Annotated in this window: 16 protein-coding genes; 15 read left to right on the forward strand and 1 reads right to left on the reverse strand. The window is 29.9% G+C overall.

What is annotated here, in order from left to right; all coding sequences use genetic code 11:
* The 14 genes from acpP (at position 1) to CDLVIII_RS09085 (ending at position 13,894) form a co-directional block, all read left to right on the forward strand.
* Positions 1-231, forward strand: coding sequence for an acyl carrier protein (acpP, locus tag CDLVIII_RS09020; protein ID WP_009169140.1), 231 nt, complete (start codon positions 1-3; stop codon positions 229-231).
* A 252-nt stretch (positions 232-483) separates the two neighbouring features.
* Complete coding sequence (rnc, locus tag CDLVIII_RS09025; protein WP_009169141.1) at positions 484-1,182, forward strand: ribonuclease III; 699 nt, start codon at positions 484-486, stop codon at positions 1,180-1,182.
* Complete coding sequence (locus CDLVIII_RS09030) at positions 1,175-2,203, forward strand: radical SAM protein (RefSeq protein WP_009169142.1); 1,029 nt, start codon at positions 1,175-1,177, stop codon at positions 2,201-2,203. The genes rnc and CDLVIII_RS09030 overlap by 8 nt, the downstream gene beginning before the upstream one ends.
* A gap of 350 nt (positions 2,204-2,553) precedes the next feature.
* Entirely contained in the window at positions 2,554-6,117 is a 3,564-nt protein-coding gene (smc, locus tag CDLVIII_RS09035; protein WP_009169143.1) for a chromosome segregation protein SMC, read from the forward strand.
* Positions 6,118-6,129: 12 nt separating this feature from the next.
* A complete protein-coding gene (gene ftsY / locus CDLVIII_RS09040; RefSeq protein WP_009169144.1) occupies positions 6,130-7,038 on the forward strand; it encodes a signal recognition particle-docking protein FtsY in 909 nt (302 codons plus the stop codon).
* A 269-nt stretch (positions 7,039-7,307) separates the two neighbouring features.
* Positions 7,308-7,637 (forward strand): putative DNA-binding protein, encoded by a 330-nt coding sequence (locus CDLVIII_RS09045; RefSeq protein ID WP_009169145.1) that lies wholly within the window; start codon positions 7,308-7,310, stop codon positions 7,635-7,637.
* A gap of 18 nt (positions 7,638-7,655) precedes the next feature.
* Positions 7,656-9,008, forward strand: coding sequence for a signal recognition particle protein (gene ffh, locus CDLVIII_RS09050; protein ID WP_009169146.1), 1,353 nt, complete (start codon positions 7,656-7,658; stop codon positions 9,006-9,008).
* Positions 9,009-9,058: 50 nt separating this feature from the next.
* Positions 9,059-9,304: a 30S ribosomal protein S16 gene (gene rpsP, locus CDLVIII_RS09055; protein WP_009169147.1), complete on the forward strand. Its 246-nt coding sequence runs from the start codon at positions 9,059-9,061 to the stop codon at positions 9,302-9,304.
* A 48-nt stretch (positions 9,305-9,352) separates the two neighbouring features.
* A complete protein-coding gene (locus tag CDLVIII_RS09060; RefSeq protein WP_009169148.1) occupies positions 9,353-9,580 on the forward strand; it encodes a KH domain-containing protein in 228 nt (75 codons plus the stop codon).
* A 765-nt stretch (positions 9,581-10,345) separates the two neighbouring features.
* Positions 10,346-10,843: a ribosome maturation factor RimM gene (gene rimM / locus CDLVIII_RS09065; RefSeq protein WP_009169149.1), complete on the forward strand. Its 498-nt coding sequence runs from the start codon at positions 10,346-10,348 to the stop codon at positions 10,841-10,843.
* Positions 10,833-11,555, forward strand: coding sequence for a tRNA (guanosine(37)-N1)-methyltransferase TrmD (trmD, locus tag CDLVIII_RS09070; RefSeq protein ID WP_009169150.1), 723 nt, complete (start codon positions 10,833-10,835; stop codon positions 11,553-11,555). The genes rimM and trmD overlap by 11 nt, the downstream gene beginning before the upstream one ends.
* 131 nt (positions 11,556-11,686) lie before the next feature.
* The gene (gene rplS / locus CDLVIII_RS09075) at positions 11,687-12,037 is read left to right on the forward strand and encodes a 50S ribosomal protein L19 (RefSeq protein WP_009169151.1); all 351 of its coding nucleotides are present in this window, start codon (positions 11,687-11,689) and stop codon (positions 12,035-12,037) included.
* A 194-nt stretch (positions 12,038-12,231) separates the two neighbouring features.
* Positions 12,232-13,095 (forward strand): ribosome biogenesis GTPase YlqF, encoded by an 864-nt coding sequence (gene ylqF, locus CDLVIII_RS09080; RefSeq protein WP_009169152.1) that lies wholly within the window; start codon positions 12,232-12,234, stop codon positions 13,093-13,095.
* The gene (locus CDLVIII_RS09085; protein WP_009169153.1) at positions 13,082-13,894 is read left to right on the forward strand and encodes a ribonuclease HII; all 813 of its coding nucleotides are present in this window, start codon (positions 13,082-13,084) and stop codon (positions 13,892-13,894) included. The genes ylqF and CDLVIII_RS09085 overlap by 14 nt, the downstream gene beginning before the upstream one ends.
* 178 nt (positions 13,895-14,072) lie before the next feature.
* On the opposite strand, the gene CDLVIII_RS09090 is transcribed toward CDLVIII_RS09085, so the two are convergent.
* A complete protein-coding gene (locus CDLVIII_RS09090) occupies positions 14,073-14,444 on the reverse strand; it encodes a YraN family protein (RefSeq protein ID WP_009169154.1) in 372 nt (123 codons plus the stop codon).
* 138 nt (positions 14,445-14,582) lie between these two features.
* Here CDLVIII_RS09090 and CDLVIII_RS09095 point away from each other — a divergent pair, with 138 nt between their 5' ends.
* Positions 14,583-16,103 (forward strand): YifB family Mg chelatase-like AAA ATPase, encoded by a 1,521-nt coding sequence (locus tag CDLVIII_RS09095; protein WP_009169155.1) that lies wholly within the window; start codon positions 14,583-14,585, stop codon positions 16,101-16,103.
* The last annotated feature ends 3 nt before the right edge of the window (positions 16,104-16,106 follow it).

Here is a 16,106-nt window from a genome sequence, read left to right on the forward strand (position 1 = left end):
ATGTTTGAAAAAATCCAAGCAATAATTGCTGATAAGTTAAGTATCGATGTAGAAAGCGTTGTTATGGAAGCATCTTTTATTGAAGATTTAAATGCGGACTCATTAGATATAGTTGAGCTTATAATGGCTCTAGAAGATGAACTAGATATGGAAATTCCAGACGAAGATGTTGAAAACTTTAAAACAGTTGGAGATGTTGTCAATTACGTAAAAGCTCATCACGAAGAATAAAATTATCCCGCAGTTGTGCGGGATTTTGTATTTATTAAGGAGCTTTTGGATAAGGTGTTTTATTTGGTTAGATTTAGTTGTACTTATGCTTTAAAAGATGTATATTGTATAATAGCATCAGCTAAATCAAATTAAAAAACAAAGGGGTTTGAATTTTAAAGATAAAATATTAGTTTATTCTTGAATTTGTTATACTTAGTCATCTAAGAGGAAATTAGCAAGTTGAAGAATAAACTTCAAGGAGTGGAATACATGAATAGATATACACTTAAAGAAATAGAAGAAAACTTAGGAGTTTATTTTAATAATCCTACATTGCTAAAAACAGCGCTTACACATAGTTCTTTTGCTAATCAATTTAAGGATGCTGAATATAATGAGAGATTAGAATTTTTAGGAGACTCTGTGCTTCAGCTTTGCATTACTGAACATCTTTTTAACAACTATAAACATAAGAGTGAGGGAGAACTCACTAAAATAAGAAGTTTAATAGTATGTGAAAATTCTCTTTATGAAATAGCAAGGAAAATAAATCTTGGTCATTATATAAGAATGAGCAAAGGAGAAGAGCTTACAGGCGGAAGAGAAAGAATTTCTATACAGGCAGATGCAGTTGAAGCAATACTTGCTGCTGTTTATCTTGATAAGGGAATTGGCTTTGTAAGAGATTTTATATTGCTTCATTTTGAAGAAGTAATAAACAAGGCAATAAATAATGAGATTGTATTAGACTTTAAAACAAAGCTTCAGGAGTTTCTTCAAAAAGATGGAGAAGTAGCAATTCAATATGAATTAACTAAGTTTGAAGGACCACCTCATAGAAGAAAGTTTTTTACTAATGTAGTTATAGATAAAAAACTCATGGGAGAAGGTTCTGGATATAGTAAAAAAGAAGCAGAGCAGAATGCTGCAAAGCAAGCGTTAGATGTATTGGAAGGTGCTCATGAGTAAGAACTATTATATAATACCTATATTTGTACCACATGAAGGATGTCCGCATAATTGTGTATTTTGTAATCAAGATAGAATAACAGGTGCTGACGATGATGTTACGGGTGGAACAGTTAAGGATACGATTTGTGAGTATCTAGAAACCATAAGTAATAAAAATGCAACTATAGAGGTTTCATTTTTTGGGGGGACATTCACAGGCATAAGAGAAGAAAAACAAAGAGAACTGTTACAGGTGGCTAAAGAATTTAAAGAAAAAGAACTTATAGATAAAATAAGATTATCTACAAGACCGGATTACATTAATGATTATATATTGAGTTATCTTAAGGAATATGGAGTAGACATAATAGAGCTTGGTGTTCAGTCATTAGATGAAGAAGTGTTAAAAAAGGCAGGAAGAGGTCACAGCATTCAGGATGTTATAGATGCATCCAGACTGGTAAAGCAATATGGATTTGTTTTAGGTCATCAGATTATGCCAGGGCTTCCTGGAGATACATTTGAGAGGGATATAGCAACAGCTAAAAGGTCAATTGAAATGGAACCAGATATATGCAGAATATATCCTTCACTGGTCATAAAAGATACGCCAATGGAAAAAATGTATAGGTGTCAGGAATACATTCCTTATTCACTTAAAGAGGCGGTAGACATAAGTAAAACTATATATGATATGTACAGAAAAAATAAAATCAATGTAATAAGAATTGGACTTCAGCCTACAGAAAGTATAACTGAAGGAAAGGATGTTGTGGCGGGACCATTCCATCCGGCTTTTAGGGAGTTAGTAGAAGGTAGTTTGATTGCAGATATGATTTTAGAGAACTTAAAAGAAGAAAAGGATGTTGTAATTTATATTAATCCTAAAGATTTAAGTAAGCTTTATGCTAATAAAAAGATATATTTTAATAAATTAAAAGAAAATAGCAAAAATATTATTGTGAAACAGGATGAGGATATTAAGCGGGGCTTTATAAAACTCTGTTTAAGAGATAAAAAATTAGATATAATATATTAGCGAGAGGAAACTCTCGCTTTAATTTAGTAAAAAGCTTAACTAGTGAAGAGTTAAAAGTTATAAGTGATAAGTTTGGGATAAAAATCCCTGAAGGGATTTTTACAAAATATAATTTAAGAAAAGCCGGAGGCTTTTTTTCCTAACTGTGAATTGTAAATTGTTAACTGTAAACTGATCTAAGTTGATATTTATTAGGCTTTACTATAAACTAAATTATAATAAGGAGTGATAGTTAGCATGAAAAAAAAGACTAGAGAAAAAATGATGGTTGGGATGACTATTTTTATAATATTAATTTTTCTTTTATCATTACTGCCTAGTATATTTTCTTTTTAAGGAGAAGAGGGAACATGTTTTTAAAATCTCTAGAAATACGAGGATTTAAATCCTTTGCGGACAAAACTGAATTGAAATTTAAACAAGGGGTTACAGCTGTTGTAGGACCAAATGGAAGCGGAAAGAGTAATATTTCTGATGCTGTAAGATGGGTACTTGGAGAACAGAGTGTTAAGGTGCTTAGAGGCGGAAAGATGGAGGATGTAATTTTTGCAGGAACCCAATTTAGAAAACCTGTAGGACTTGCACAGGTTTCGCTAACTCTTGATAATAGCGATGAGAAGCTTGCAACAGAATATAATGAAGTAACGGTATCAAGAAGAATATTCAGGTCGGGAGAATCTGAATATTTAATAAACAACTCAAAGTGCAGACTTAAGGACGTAACCAATCTCTTTATGGATACTGGAATAGGTAAGGAAGGATATTCGTTAATAGGACAAGGTAAGATCGAAGCTATACTAAGTGGAAAACCAGAAGATAGAAGAGCTTTATTAGAAGAAGCAGCAGGTATTGTAAAGTTTAAAAATAGAAAAGAAGAAGCAGAAAAGAAACTAAGTAATACAGATGAAAATTTAGTTAGAATAAATGATATCTTATCGACCTATAAAGAAAGAATAGAGCCTTTAAGAATTGAAAGGGAAAAGGCACTGAAGTTCAATGAATTATCTAAAGATTTAAAGAAAAAAGAAGTATCGATTATAGTTCATACTATAGATAGAATGGAAGAAGAGCTAAAGAGCTTTAATGAAGATTTGAATTTAAAGATTAAGGAAATTGAAGATAAACGAAAAGAAATTGCAAATGATAAGCTGGAACTTAAAGGCTTAGAAAACAAAATAGAAGAATTAGAAAAAAAGAATTTGGAAGGAAAAGAGCAATATTATGATTTAAAAGAAGTTATTAGTGAAGATCAAAAAAGCATTGAATTATACAAGGAAAGAATTAAAGGCTTTGAAGATAAAATAAATAGAAATAATTATGAATTAAGTGATATTGCGGTTAAGATAAATGAACTAAATGAAAACAAATCAGTATTAGAAGAAGAATTAGCTAAAAGATTAGAAGAGCAAAAAAGTAAAAATGAAGAAATAAACAGATTAGAGGGGGTTAATACAAAGAATTCACAGGAGCTTAGAACTATTGAAGAAGAGTTAAGAGCATTAAAAGAAGGTGAATTTGAGCTTTTAAGAAGTAATTCTGATATAAAGAATGAGATTACTATTTTAAATAAAGATATTTCCCTTAGAGAAGAGAGAAAAGAAACTTTAAATTCATCCATTTCATCTATAGAAAGCAACATAGTAATTAATTCAGCAACTTATAAAGATTTAAATAATGAAATTGAAAATAAGAAAGATGATATAAAGTTACTAGAAATAAAAATTGCAGAAGATAAAAAAAAGATGGGCACATTATCTGCAAATTTAACAAGAAAAGAAAACGAACTAAGAGAATTAAGTGGAACTTTATCTAAACTTGATGCTAATAAAACTATGTTAGAGAACTTAGAAAAGCATTACGAGGGTTATAATAGATCGGTAAAGTCATTAATGGAATTAGTTCATAAAGAAAGAATTACTGCTGCTGAAGATACTAAGGTTTTAGGTGAGATTTTCAGCGTTGATAAAAAGTATGAAGTAGCTATAGAAATTGCACTTGGAGCTGCAATTTCAAATGTAATAACTAAGAATGAAGAAATAGCTAAAGTTCTTATTGGATATTTAAAAAAGAATAATTTAGGACGAGCAACTTTCCTGCCTTTAAACGTAATAAAAGGGAAAAAATTAGAGCTAGACAGGAATATAACTGAGGCGGATGGATATGTTGGCATTGCAAGTGACATAATTTCATATGATGGAGAGTACCATAATATAATGAACTATGTTCTTGGGAGAACAATAATTGCTACTGATATGGATTGTGCGCTTAAAATAGCGCGTATTGGGAAATATAATCAAAGAATTGTTACCTTAGAGGGAGAAGTAATAAATCCGGGTGGAGCTTTAACTGGTGGTAGCATAAAAGGAAGAAATTCTAATGTCCTAGGTAGAAAAAGAGAAATTGAAGAATTAACAAAAAATATAAGTGAAAAGAAAAAGCAGTATGAAGAATTAACTCAAATGGTACAAGCTATTAAGGATGAAATTAAAAAGCTTGATGAAGAGATATTGAATCAGAGAGACGAGGTTCATGAAAAAAACATTGAGCTGACTAAAAAGGACAGTGAAGTCAAAGGGTTACAAAATGATACTGATAAATTAAAAAGAAATTTAGAAGTAACTAAGGAAGAGCTTAAAAGGATAGTAAATGAAAAGGAAGCTATTTTAGAAAAATTAAAAACTAAAGAAGAAGAAATTAAATCTATTGAAAATGAAAATACATCTAATAAGAGTAAGAGTGTAGAGTTAGAGGAATTAATCAAAGCTAAAGCTAAAGAAGTAAATGATAGTGACGCTAAGCTTACACAAATGAAAATAAATAAAGCAACTTTAGATGAAGCTATAGAAAATAGAAAAAATGAATTTTCTAGAATGGATAAAGAAATTCAAGATTTAAATTACAAGAGTGAAGTTCTAAATAAAGAAAATATTGAAAATAGAACGAGCATTGAAAGTTTAACTTCGGATATAGAGGTAAAGAATAAAGAAATAGAAAATAATACTATTAGTATTAATAAATTAGAATTAAATTTTAAAGATGAAGAGATACTAAAAGAAAAATTAAAACAAGAATTTAAAGAAAAAGATAATTTAATAAGCGGCATATTAGATGAAGTCAGCATCAAGGAAGTTGAAGTTAATAAAAAAGAAGTGATTAAGGCTAAAAAAGAAGCTGATAAAGAACATATCTATAAAAAATTAAATGAAGAATTGGAATTAACATATGCAGAAGCAGTAGATATAAGTGAGCCGGTAGAAAATGAAGAGGCGTTGAGACAAGAAATTAATACTACCAAGGGAATGATAACAAGACTTGGCATCGTTAATTTAGCAGCTATAGAGGAATATGAGGAAATAAAAGAAAAATATGAGTTTATGTCAACACAGGCAGAAGATTTAGAAAATGCAAAGAGAGAACTGAAATCTGTTATTGAAGAAATGACTACTGAAATGAAAACTCTATTTAAAGAGAATTTTAAAGTTTTAAATTATAATTTTAATGAGACTTTTAAAGATCTGTTTAAAGGAGGTAGTGCAGAACTTATCTTAGGTGAAGGTGATGAACTTACAGCCGCTATTGACATAAATGTGGAACCGCCAGGAAAAAAACTTCAAAATATAAACTTAATGTCAGGTGGAGAAAAAGTGTTATCGGCAATAGCGTTGCTTTTTGCAATTTTAAAAATGAAACCAACGCCATTCTGTATTCTAGATGAAATAGAAGCGGCATTGGATGATGCAAATGTATATAGATATGCAGAATTTTTAAAATTGTTTTCTCATAATACTCAGTTTATAATTATAACTCATAGAAAAGGTACTATGGAAGTTAGTGATATCATATACGGAGTAACCATGGAGGAAAAAGGTATATCTAAGGTAGTATCAGTTGATTTAACTGAAAATTTTAATTAGGAGGAAATGAATTTGTTTGGAAATTTATTTAATAAACTAAAAGATGGATTAAGTAAAACAAGGGATGGATTAACAGATAAAATTAATGAAGTATTAAATTTAGCAATAACTATAGATGAGGATTTATATGAGGAATTAGAAGAAATATTAATAATATCAGATGTAGGTATGGATACTACGGTAGATATAATAGAAAGATTAAGAAATAAGATACGTAAAGAAAAAATAAATGATCCAAAGGAAGTTAAACCAGCATTAAAAGAAGTAATTAAAGAAATGTTATTAGAAGGCGCTTCAGAAGAAAATGACGGTGCAAAAAAGGTAATGCTTGTAATTGGAGTTAACGGGGTTGGGAAAACTACATCAATAGGAAAGCTTGCAGCTAAAAATAAAGAAGAAGGCAAAAAAGTGCTTCTTGCAGCAGCGGATACCTTTAGAGCAGCAGCTATAGATCAGCTTGAAGTGTGGAGCAGTCGAGCTGGTGTTGATATAGTTAAACATCAAGAAGGTTCAGATCCGGCAGCGGTAGTTTTTGATGCCATAGAAGCATCTAAAGCTAGAAATGTTGATTTATTAATCTGTGACACTGCAGGAAGACTTCATAATAAGAAAAATCTAATGAATGAACTTGAAAAGATAAATAGAATAATAGATAGAGAACTTGAAGGATATAAAAAGGAAACGTTGCTTGTTTTAGATGCAACTACAGGACAAAATGCTGTAATTCAAGCAAAACAATTCATGGAGGCTTGTCCGATCGATGGGATAGTATTGACTAAATTAGATGGAACTGCAAAAGGTGGAGTTGTTTTATCGATAAAGCAAAGCTTAAACATTCCAGTAAGATATATAGGTGTTGGAGAAGGTGTTGAGGATCTTCAAGAATTTGATGCAGAAGCTTTTGCAGAAGCACTAATTTAATCAATTAACAATTAACAGTTGAGGATGAAAAGCCTTAAGGCTTTTCTGAAAAATATATTTTTTAGAAATCCTCAAATAGGGGATTTTATCCTTAACTTATAATTCATAACTTATCACTTGTTTTGTTTTATATAGTGTATACAAAGAAAATTAATGAAAATATGAAAGTATAATGTTGTTTGGAAAAAATTTTTAGGGTGTTAAGTAAAAGTACTTGACACTTGTGAAAAATATTGTTAAAATCTCTTTTGTGGGTAAGGTGATTAGAAATGGAAGATAGAGTTGAGATCTCATTGCTTATGGATTTCTACAGTTCATTATTAACAGAGAAACAAGTTGAAATTATGCAATGGTATTATGATGATGATTTATCTTTAGCTGAAATAGCAGAACTTAACAAAACAAGTCGCCAGGCTATTCACGATTTAATTAAAAGATGTTATAAACAGCTTCTATCCTATGAAAGTAAGCTTCACTTACTTGAGAAGAGTGTAAATAAAGAAAAAGAGATTATGAATTTTTTAGAACAATTAAAAAATAAATATTCCATAGATGAGAAGGATATTATAAAATATAAAGAAAAACTAGAAAGTTTATAATTTAAGGAGGAAGTAAACATGGCTTTTGAAGGATTAGGTGAAAAGTTACAGGAAACTTTCAGAAAATTAAAAGGAAAAGGAAAGTTAACTGAAAAAGATATAAAAGAAGCCATGAGAGAAGTAAAGCTTGCCTTATTAGAAGCAGATGTTAACTATAAAGTTGTTAAAACATTTATTTCTTCTGTTAGTTCAAAGTGTGTGGGAAGTGAAGTTCTTGAAAGCTTAACACCAGGACAACAGGTAATAAAGATAGTTAATGAAGAACTTACTAATCTTATGGGTGGAAGTGAAAGTAAACTTAATTATAGCAGTTCAGGACTTACAGTTATAATGTTAGTTGGGCTGCAGGGGGCAGGTAAGACTACCATGTGTGGTAAGCTTGCGTTGAACCTTAGAAAAAATAATAAGAAACCACTAATGGTAGCATGTGATATTTATAGACCAGCAGCTATTAAGCAATTAGAAGTTGTTGGAAAGCAAATTGAAATTCCTGTATTTTCAATGGGTGATAAAATAAGTCCAGTAGAAATTGCAAAAAATGGAATAGCTCATGCAAAGGATAATGGTAATAATGTAGTTATTATAGATACTGCAGGTAGACTTCATATTGATGAAGAATTAATGCAGGAATTAAAAAGCATAAAAGAAAATGTGACACCATCAGAAATATTATTAGTTGTTGATGCTATGACAGGTCAAGATGCTGTTAATGTAGCAGAAAGCTTCAATAATGATTTAGATTTAAGCGGAGTTATCTTGACAAAGCTTGATGGTGATACAAGAGGTGGAGCCGCACTTTCAATCAAGAGCATAATTGATAAGCCAATTAAGTTTGCTGGTGTCGGTGAAAAAATGAATGACTTTGAAGTGTTCCATCCTGATAGAATGGCTTCAAGAATTTTAGGAATGGGTGATGTATTATCACTTATTGAAAAAGCCCAAGAAGCTATTGATGAAAAGGAAGCTGCTGATTTAGGTAAGAGAATGTTAAATCAAGAATTTAACTTTGAAGATTATCTAATGGCAATGGAACAGATGAAAAAGCTTGGACCTTTAAATAAAATTATGGAAATGATACCTGGCTTAAATTCAAAGGAACTTCAAGGAGTTGACTTTGATAAAGGAACTGAAGCGCTTGATAGAACTAAGGCGATTATTCAATCTATGACAAGTAAAGAAAGAAGAAATCCAAGCCTTATATTAAAGTCTCCATCAAGAAAGAGCAGAATAGCTAAAGGATCAGGTACAAACATACAAGAAGTTAATAAACTCATGAAGGGCTATGAAATGATGAAAAAGAACATGAAACAAATGAAATCATTCCAGAAGCAGGCTAAGAAAGGCGGCTTATTTGGAAAGTTACCTTTCTAGACCTTAGAGTTGAAATATATTTATTATCCTTTAAAGGAGGTGAAATTAAAATGGCAGTAAAAATCAGATTAAGAAGAATGGGTGCTAAAAAAGCTCCTTTCTATAGAATAATAGTTGCAGATTCAAGAGCACCAAGAGATGGTAAGTTCATCGATGAAATTGGATACTACAATCCATTAGTTGAACCAGTTGAAGTTAAAATCAACGAAGAAAAAGCTAATGAATGGTTATCTAATGGAGCACAACCAACAGAAGTAGTTAAGAGACTTTTCAATAATGCAGGTCTTACTAAGTAATTTTTGGAGGTGAATTCTGCAATTAATACATATTAATTGTGGACGTTTATGAAGGAATTAGTTGAATTTATGGCTAAATCCCTTGTTGATAATCCTGATGCAGTTACTGTTAATGAGGTGGATGGAGAACAATCCATAATACTTGAGTTAAAAGTAGCACCAGAAGACATGGGTAAGATTATAGGTAAGCAAGGTAGAATTGCAAAAGCTATAAGAACAGTTGTTAAAGCTGCAGCAGTTAAACAAAATAAACGAGTTATAGTAGAAATCATCTAAAAAATTTAGAGTTAGGGTAACCTAACTCTTTTTAAATATATTCAAAAAATATATATGGCTGGGGCTTGGAGTTTAGCGGTAATCTACCGAAATCATATACATATTTGTTTCAGCGGACTTATTAAATTTTCGCTGGAAGATTCTAAGAGGAAGGTTGTGCCAATTTCTGCATGTTCCTAAAGCAAGTTTAGGACAAGCAGTAAATTGAACAACCTTCCTCCAAGAATCATCACAGCTCAATTTAAAATGCCTCTTACACAAATATGTATATGATTTCTGGTGTAGAGGTGAACGCAAAATTTACAAAGGTTGCAGAATCATTGTATTTATAAGTTAAAGATACGATATGAATATCTATATTAAGAGTTTAATTAGAATATGTATATTTTTGTGCGATAACAATTATGAAAAAGACATTACATATAATTTAGGTTGATGTATACTTTGTAAGTAAGTTGTTAATGATTTTAATGCTAAATATATTAAGGTATAATTATAGTGTGAAATTGGTTATAGGCATGGATTTTTGTTTGGTTATATAGTAGCAGTTTATAGGATATATATTTTTATATGAGAATTTAAGGCTTAGTAAAGAAAATAACAAGTAAACATATATCGAGGATATTTTTCATCAGATCCAAAAAGATGATTTCTTTTATAGCAGAGATTATTAGAGGAATTAGTGATGTAATATGATGGGAAATTGGAGAGTGGATTGATTTGTTTTTATTTTACAATGTCTAATATAAAAAACGAGGTGAAAAAGTGAGTAAATTATTTAAAATAGGCCAAATTGTGAATACTCATGGAGTTAAAGGTGAAGTTAAGGTTTATCCTTTGACAGAGGATGTTAATAAATTTAAACGTCTAAAGACTGTTTTAGTAGGTGGAGCACCAAAAAATATTTTAGGAGTTAAATTTCAAAAGGATAGAGTTATCTTAAAGTTAGAAGGCGTAGATTCTATGAATGATGCTGAAACTTATAAGGAAAAATATATTGAAATACCACGTGATAGTGAACCTGAGCTTCCACCAGATACATATTATGTTGTGGACTTAAAAGAATGCACAGTATACGATACAAATGAAAAAGAAATTGGAAGAGTTTTTGATGTAATTAGTACTCCTAATAATGATGTATATTGGATTAAAGAGCCTAAAGAATTATTAATACCAGTTCTTAGGGATATAGTACTTAATGTTGATATCAATGCTAAAAAAATAGTTGTAAGGCCAGTAGGTGAATGGCAGGATGAAGATTAGTATATTAACCTTGTTCCCAGAAATGTTTTCTATCTTTGAGCACAGCATTATAGGAAGAGCAAGGGAAAATAAGATAATTGATTTCGATATATTAAATATAAGAGATTTTACATTAAATAAACATAAGAAAGTTGATGATTATCCATATGGCGGTGGAGCTGGTATGGTTATGTCACCTCAACCAATAGTAGATTCTATACGACATGCTAAAGAAAGCAATAGTGGGAAGGTTATATTTTTAGGACCTAAAGGAAAGAAATTTAATCAGGAGCTTGCAAAGGATCTTTCAAAAGAAGATAATTTGATATTTTTATGCGGTCATTATGAAGGAATAGACGAGAGAGTTTATAAACATATAGATATGGAAATTTCTCTTGGAGATTTTGTTCTGACAGGTGGAGAAATGGCTGCGATTCCAGTAATAGATTGTATTTTAAGACTTAAACCTGGAGTGCTTGGAAAAGAAGAAAGCTTTATGGATGAATCTTTCTACAATGGATTATTAGAATATCCTCAATATACCAGACCTGAAGAATTTGAAGGAGATAAGGTGCCAGAAATACTGCTATCTGGACATCATGAAAATATAAGGAAGTGGAGAAGGCTTAAATCTCTTGAAATAACTAAGAGAACTAGACTTGATTTATATAAAAATATTACTTTGACTAAAGAAGATATTAAGCTTTTAAAACAGAGTAGTACAAAAAAGTAAAAAATATAATATGATTTTTATTGAAATATAGAAAATTATGTGATATGATATGATTTGTGCTAGTACGGGCGTTCCTCTGTCAATTTATATATGTTAAGAACGTCAAATTATCATTAAGGAGGGAATGCACAATGAACGAAATAATTAGAGCTATAGAAGCAGAACAAATCAGAACTGACTTACCTAGTTTCAAAATTGGAGATACTATAAAGGTATATGTTAGAATTAAAGAAGGTAACAAGGAAAGAACTCAAATGTTCGAAGGTACTGTTATCAAAAAACAAAATGGTGGTTTAAGAGAAACTTTCACTGTAAGAAGAGTTGCTTATGGAACTGGAGTTGAAAGAACATTCCCAATAAATGCACCAACAATTGAAAAAATTGAAATCTCAAGAAGAGGTAAAGTAAGAAGAGCTAAACTTTACTACTTAAGAGATAGAGTTGGTAAGGCTGCTAAAGTTAAAGAATTATTAACTAGATAGTATAAAAAGGGGACTGTTTCAGTCCTTTTTTTATTTCTGTAGGAAATTATAGAGAGGGTTAGAAATTTAATTTGGGTTAAAACTAAGTTAAAGAAGAATACATAAGTTTACAATTGATGATGAATAAATTGTCAATTAAAGCATGGTATACCCACTTTACTTTTTATATAAAATAAATTTAAGGAGGAATTCATATGGCAATTAATTGGTTTCCAGGACATATGAAAAAAACTCAAAGAGAAATTAAAGAGAATTTAAAATTAGTTGATGCTGTAATTGAAATAAGAGATGCTAGAATTCCAAGAAGTTCTGCAAATCCAGATATTAAAAAATTACTAGAGGGAAAACCAAGAATTATACTTTTGAATAAAAGTGATCTGACTGATAATAGGGTAACTAAAGAGTGGATAAATTACTTAACAGAAGAAGAAGTTAAGGTATTAGAAGTTAACTGTTTAAAAGGTGATGGACTTAAGAATATAAAACCTATGCTATTAAGTCTCTTAAAGGAAAAGCATGATAGATTAAAAGCAAAAGGTATGGTTAACATAACAATGAGAGTTATGGTAGTTGGAATACCTAATGTCGGAAAATCGACTTTCATAAATAAGATGGCAAGAAACAATATAGCCAAGACAGGTGACAAACCAGGAGTTACAAAAAGTAAGCAATGGATAAAAACTGGAATGGGAATTGAACTTTTAGATACACCAGGAGTTTTATGGCCTAGATTTGAAGATGATGAAACAGCTTTAAATTTAGCTTTTACGGGTGCAATAAAAGACGAAATAATGGATATAGAAGAATTGGCTTTGAAACTCGTTGAAAGATTGCAAGGTAGTTATGAGGATAAATTAAAAGAGAGATATAAACTAGCTGAAGTTTTTGAAAATCCTTTAGATACGTTAGATGCTATAGGTAAGAAGAGGGGAACATTAATTTCGGGAGGACAAATTGATTATAATAGATTAGCAGTTATCCTACTTGATGAATTTAGGGGAGGGAAAATGGGCGCTATTACATTGGAACGTCCAGTAGAAGAGAATGAGGATAATTAATGAGGATATAAAGTCACTATCATTTTCTCAAATAAAAAAAGAAATATCAGAGATCTCAGCAATTGAAGTATATAAAAATGGAGATTATGATAAAATTATCAATTGGTTAAGGGAAGATAAAAGAAAAAATGTACTATCCCTTAAAACGAAAATTGAGAAAGAGTTAGATTCATATTTAAATGAGATTAAAAGAGTTAAAAAAATGTATGATTTTGATAAATCTTTTGGAAACTATAAATATGTTGCAGGAGTAGATGAGGTAGGCAGAGGACCTCTTGCGGGTCCAATTGTTGCCTGCAGTGTTATATTGGATTTAAACGCTTTAGACGAAGATTTAATTTTATATATAAATGATTCAAAAAAGGTAAAAGAAGCAAAAAGAGAAGAGCTTGCTGAAATTATTAAAGAAAAAGCAGTGTGTTATAGCATATCAGTTTCTTCTAATGAAGAAATAGATGAAAAAGGTATAGCTTTTTCAAACAATAAAGTATTCCTAGAAAGTTGTAATTCGCTTGAGATAAAGCCTGATTTAGTATTATCGGATGGGTATTTGGTTAAAAATATTCAGATTGAAAATAAATCAGTTATAAAAGGAGATACTAAAAGCGTCAGCATTGCGGCAGCATCAATTGTCGCAAAAGTATATAGAGATAAAATCATGAAAGAGTATGCAAAGAAATATACATACTATGATTTTGAAAATAATGTTGGCTATGGAACAGCAAAACATATAGAAGGTTTAAAAACTTATGGAAAATGCAGTATTCATAGGAATAGCTTTTTAACAAAATTACTATAAAACAAGAAGGAAAAACTTGGCTTTTATGTATATGAGTATTATAAATTAAGAATTTATAACAGTTTGATCTATACGAATATTATTGGAAATAAAAATATTTGTATAGATTTTTTTTATGCGTAAATAAATAAAAACAATATTAGTAATTTGTAGATTATTGACGGATAATGAAAAAATTTTATGGTAATCTAAAAGCGTCCTTTATATGCTTTATTTCAAAAATATTATTGTTTGAGTTTAAATAAACTTCAATAACGTCAAAACGTACATTGAGATTAAATAACTTCTTGTAAGATATATATGCAGTAGTAACTTTAATTATAGATTTTTGCTTTGAAGAACTAATGGATTCTTTAGGTAAACCGTAGTCATAATTATACCTCCCTTTAACTTCAACAATTATTAATATATTATTTCGAGTACAAATAATATCTATTTCACCAAGATGATTTTTAAAGTTGCAATCTAAGATAAAATAGCAGTTTCTTTTTAAATAATTTTTAGCTAAATCTTCACAGTAATTTCCTACATCTTTATTCAATTTTTTCATTTCATCACCAACCTTAGTATAGTTTACAGTTCATAATTTATATTGAAAGTATTAACAATGAAAAAAATTTTAAACAAATTTATTTTTATAGAATTAATATTCAAATGTGTGTCTATAATTCTGTAAGAGGTGAATTACATGGCAGTGAAAATAATAAGCGCAACTCATAATCAATTGGAAGGTTTCTTAATTAATGTTGAAGTAGATATATCTAAGGGACTACCAATATTCAATATAGTCGGGCTTCCAGATGCTTCGGTAAAGGAAGCAAAAGAAAGAGTTAGAGCAGCGATTATAAATTGTGGATTTGAATTCCCATTGGGTAGAATTACTATTAATCTGGCACCAGCAGATGTTAGAAAAATTGGATCTTTATTGGATTTACCTATTGCACTTGGAATTCTTATGGAATCTAACCAAATTTGTAGAAAAAACGTAGATGATTATATTATATTTGGAGAATTATCTTTATTTGGTGAATTAAAAGGTGTAAAGGGCACCATACCTATAATAATAGAGGGGGTTCGAAAGAATATTAATAAATTCATATTTCCTTATGAAAATTTGGAAGAGACCTATTATTTTAAAGGAGGAAAGTATTATCCTCTAAGAACTTTGAAAGAAGTAATTTCTTATATAACCTATGAAGATATGCTTCCTTATGACGATAGTGATGAAATAAAAGAAAAAGAAGATTATGATTTGTTAGATTATGGTCATATTATAGGGCAATACTCATCTAAGAGAGCATTAGAAATAGCAGCGGCTGGAAAACATAATATTATTCTTTATGGCGAGCCTGGATGTGGAAAGACAATGCTTGCAAAAGCATTGATATCAATTTTACCTTCATTATCCCAAGGGGAACTGTTGGAAGTTGCTAAGATTTATAGTGCATGTGGACTTATTAATAAAGAGTCTTATGTAAAAAGGCCATTTAGAGCACCACATCATACCACAACAAAATTATCATTAATTGGCGGTGGCAAAGAAATAAAGCCTGGAGAAATAACATTAGCACATAATGGAGTATTGTTTTTGGATGAAATCTTAGAATTTAAAAAGGAAGCATTAGAATCGCTTAGAGAGCCCCTTGAAGAAAAAAGTGTAAATATAACAAGGCTTAATGGCAATTATATAATGCCAGCTGACTTTTTGCTTATAGGAGCATTTAATCCTGTAGAAAATAACGAAGATAAAGATTTTAATGATAATAAATACTATTTTAATTCAAAAATAAATAAATATTCAAATAAGTTTTCAAGTGCATTACTAGATAGAATTGATATTCTAAATTATGTGCCGAGATTAGATTACGATGAAATAAAAAAAGAGAAAGATTCTTATGACTCGAAAATTATGAAAGAGAATGTTCTTAGAGCAATAAAGATTCAAAGACAAAGATTTAAAAATACAACTTATAAATACAATTCAGATATAAAAGGAAAGGATATTTTTGAAATTTGTAGAGTTAATAAGAAATGTGCAGAAATTTTAAAACATTATTATAATACGTCTAATGTATCATTAAGAGGGTATGGAAAAGTAATAAAAATCGCTAGAACTATAGCTGATATAGACAATGAAAAGGATATATCAGAAGGACATATTTTAGAAGCTTTTAGTTATAGAAAAAATATTAATGGAGAAATTATATAGAAA

Origin of the sequence: Clostridium sp. DL-VIII, from assembly GCF_000230835.1 — a bacterium.
In the GTDB taxonomy this organism is placed as follows: domain Bacteria; phylum Bacillota; class Clostridia; order Clostridiales; family Clostridiaceae; genus Clostridium.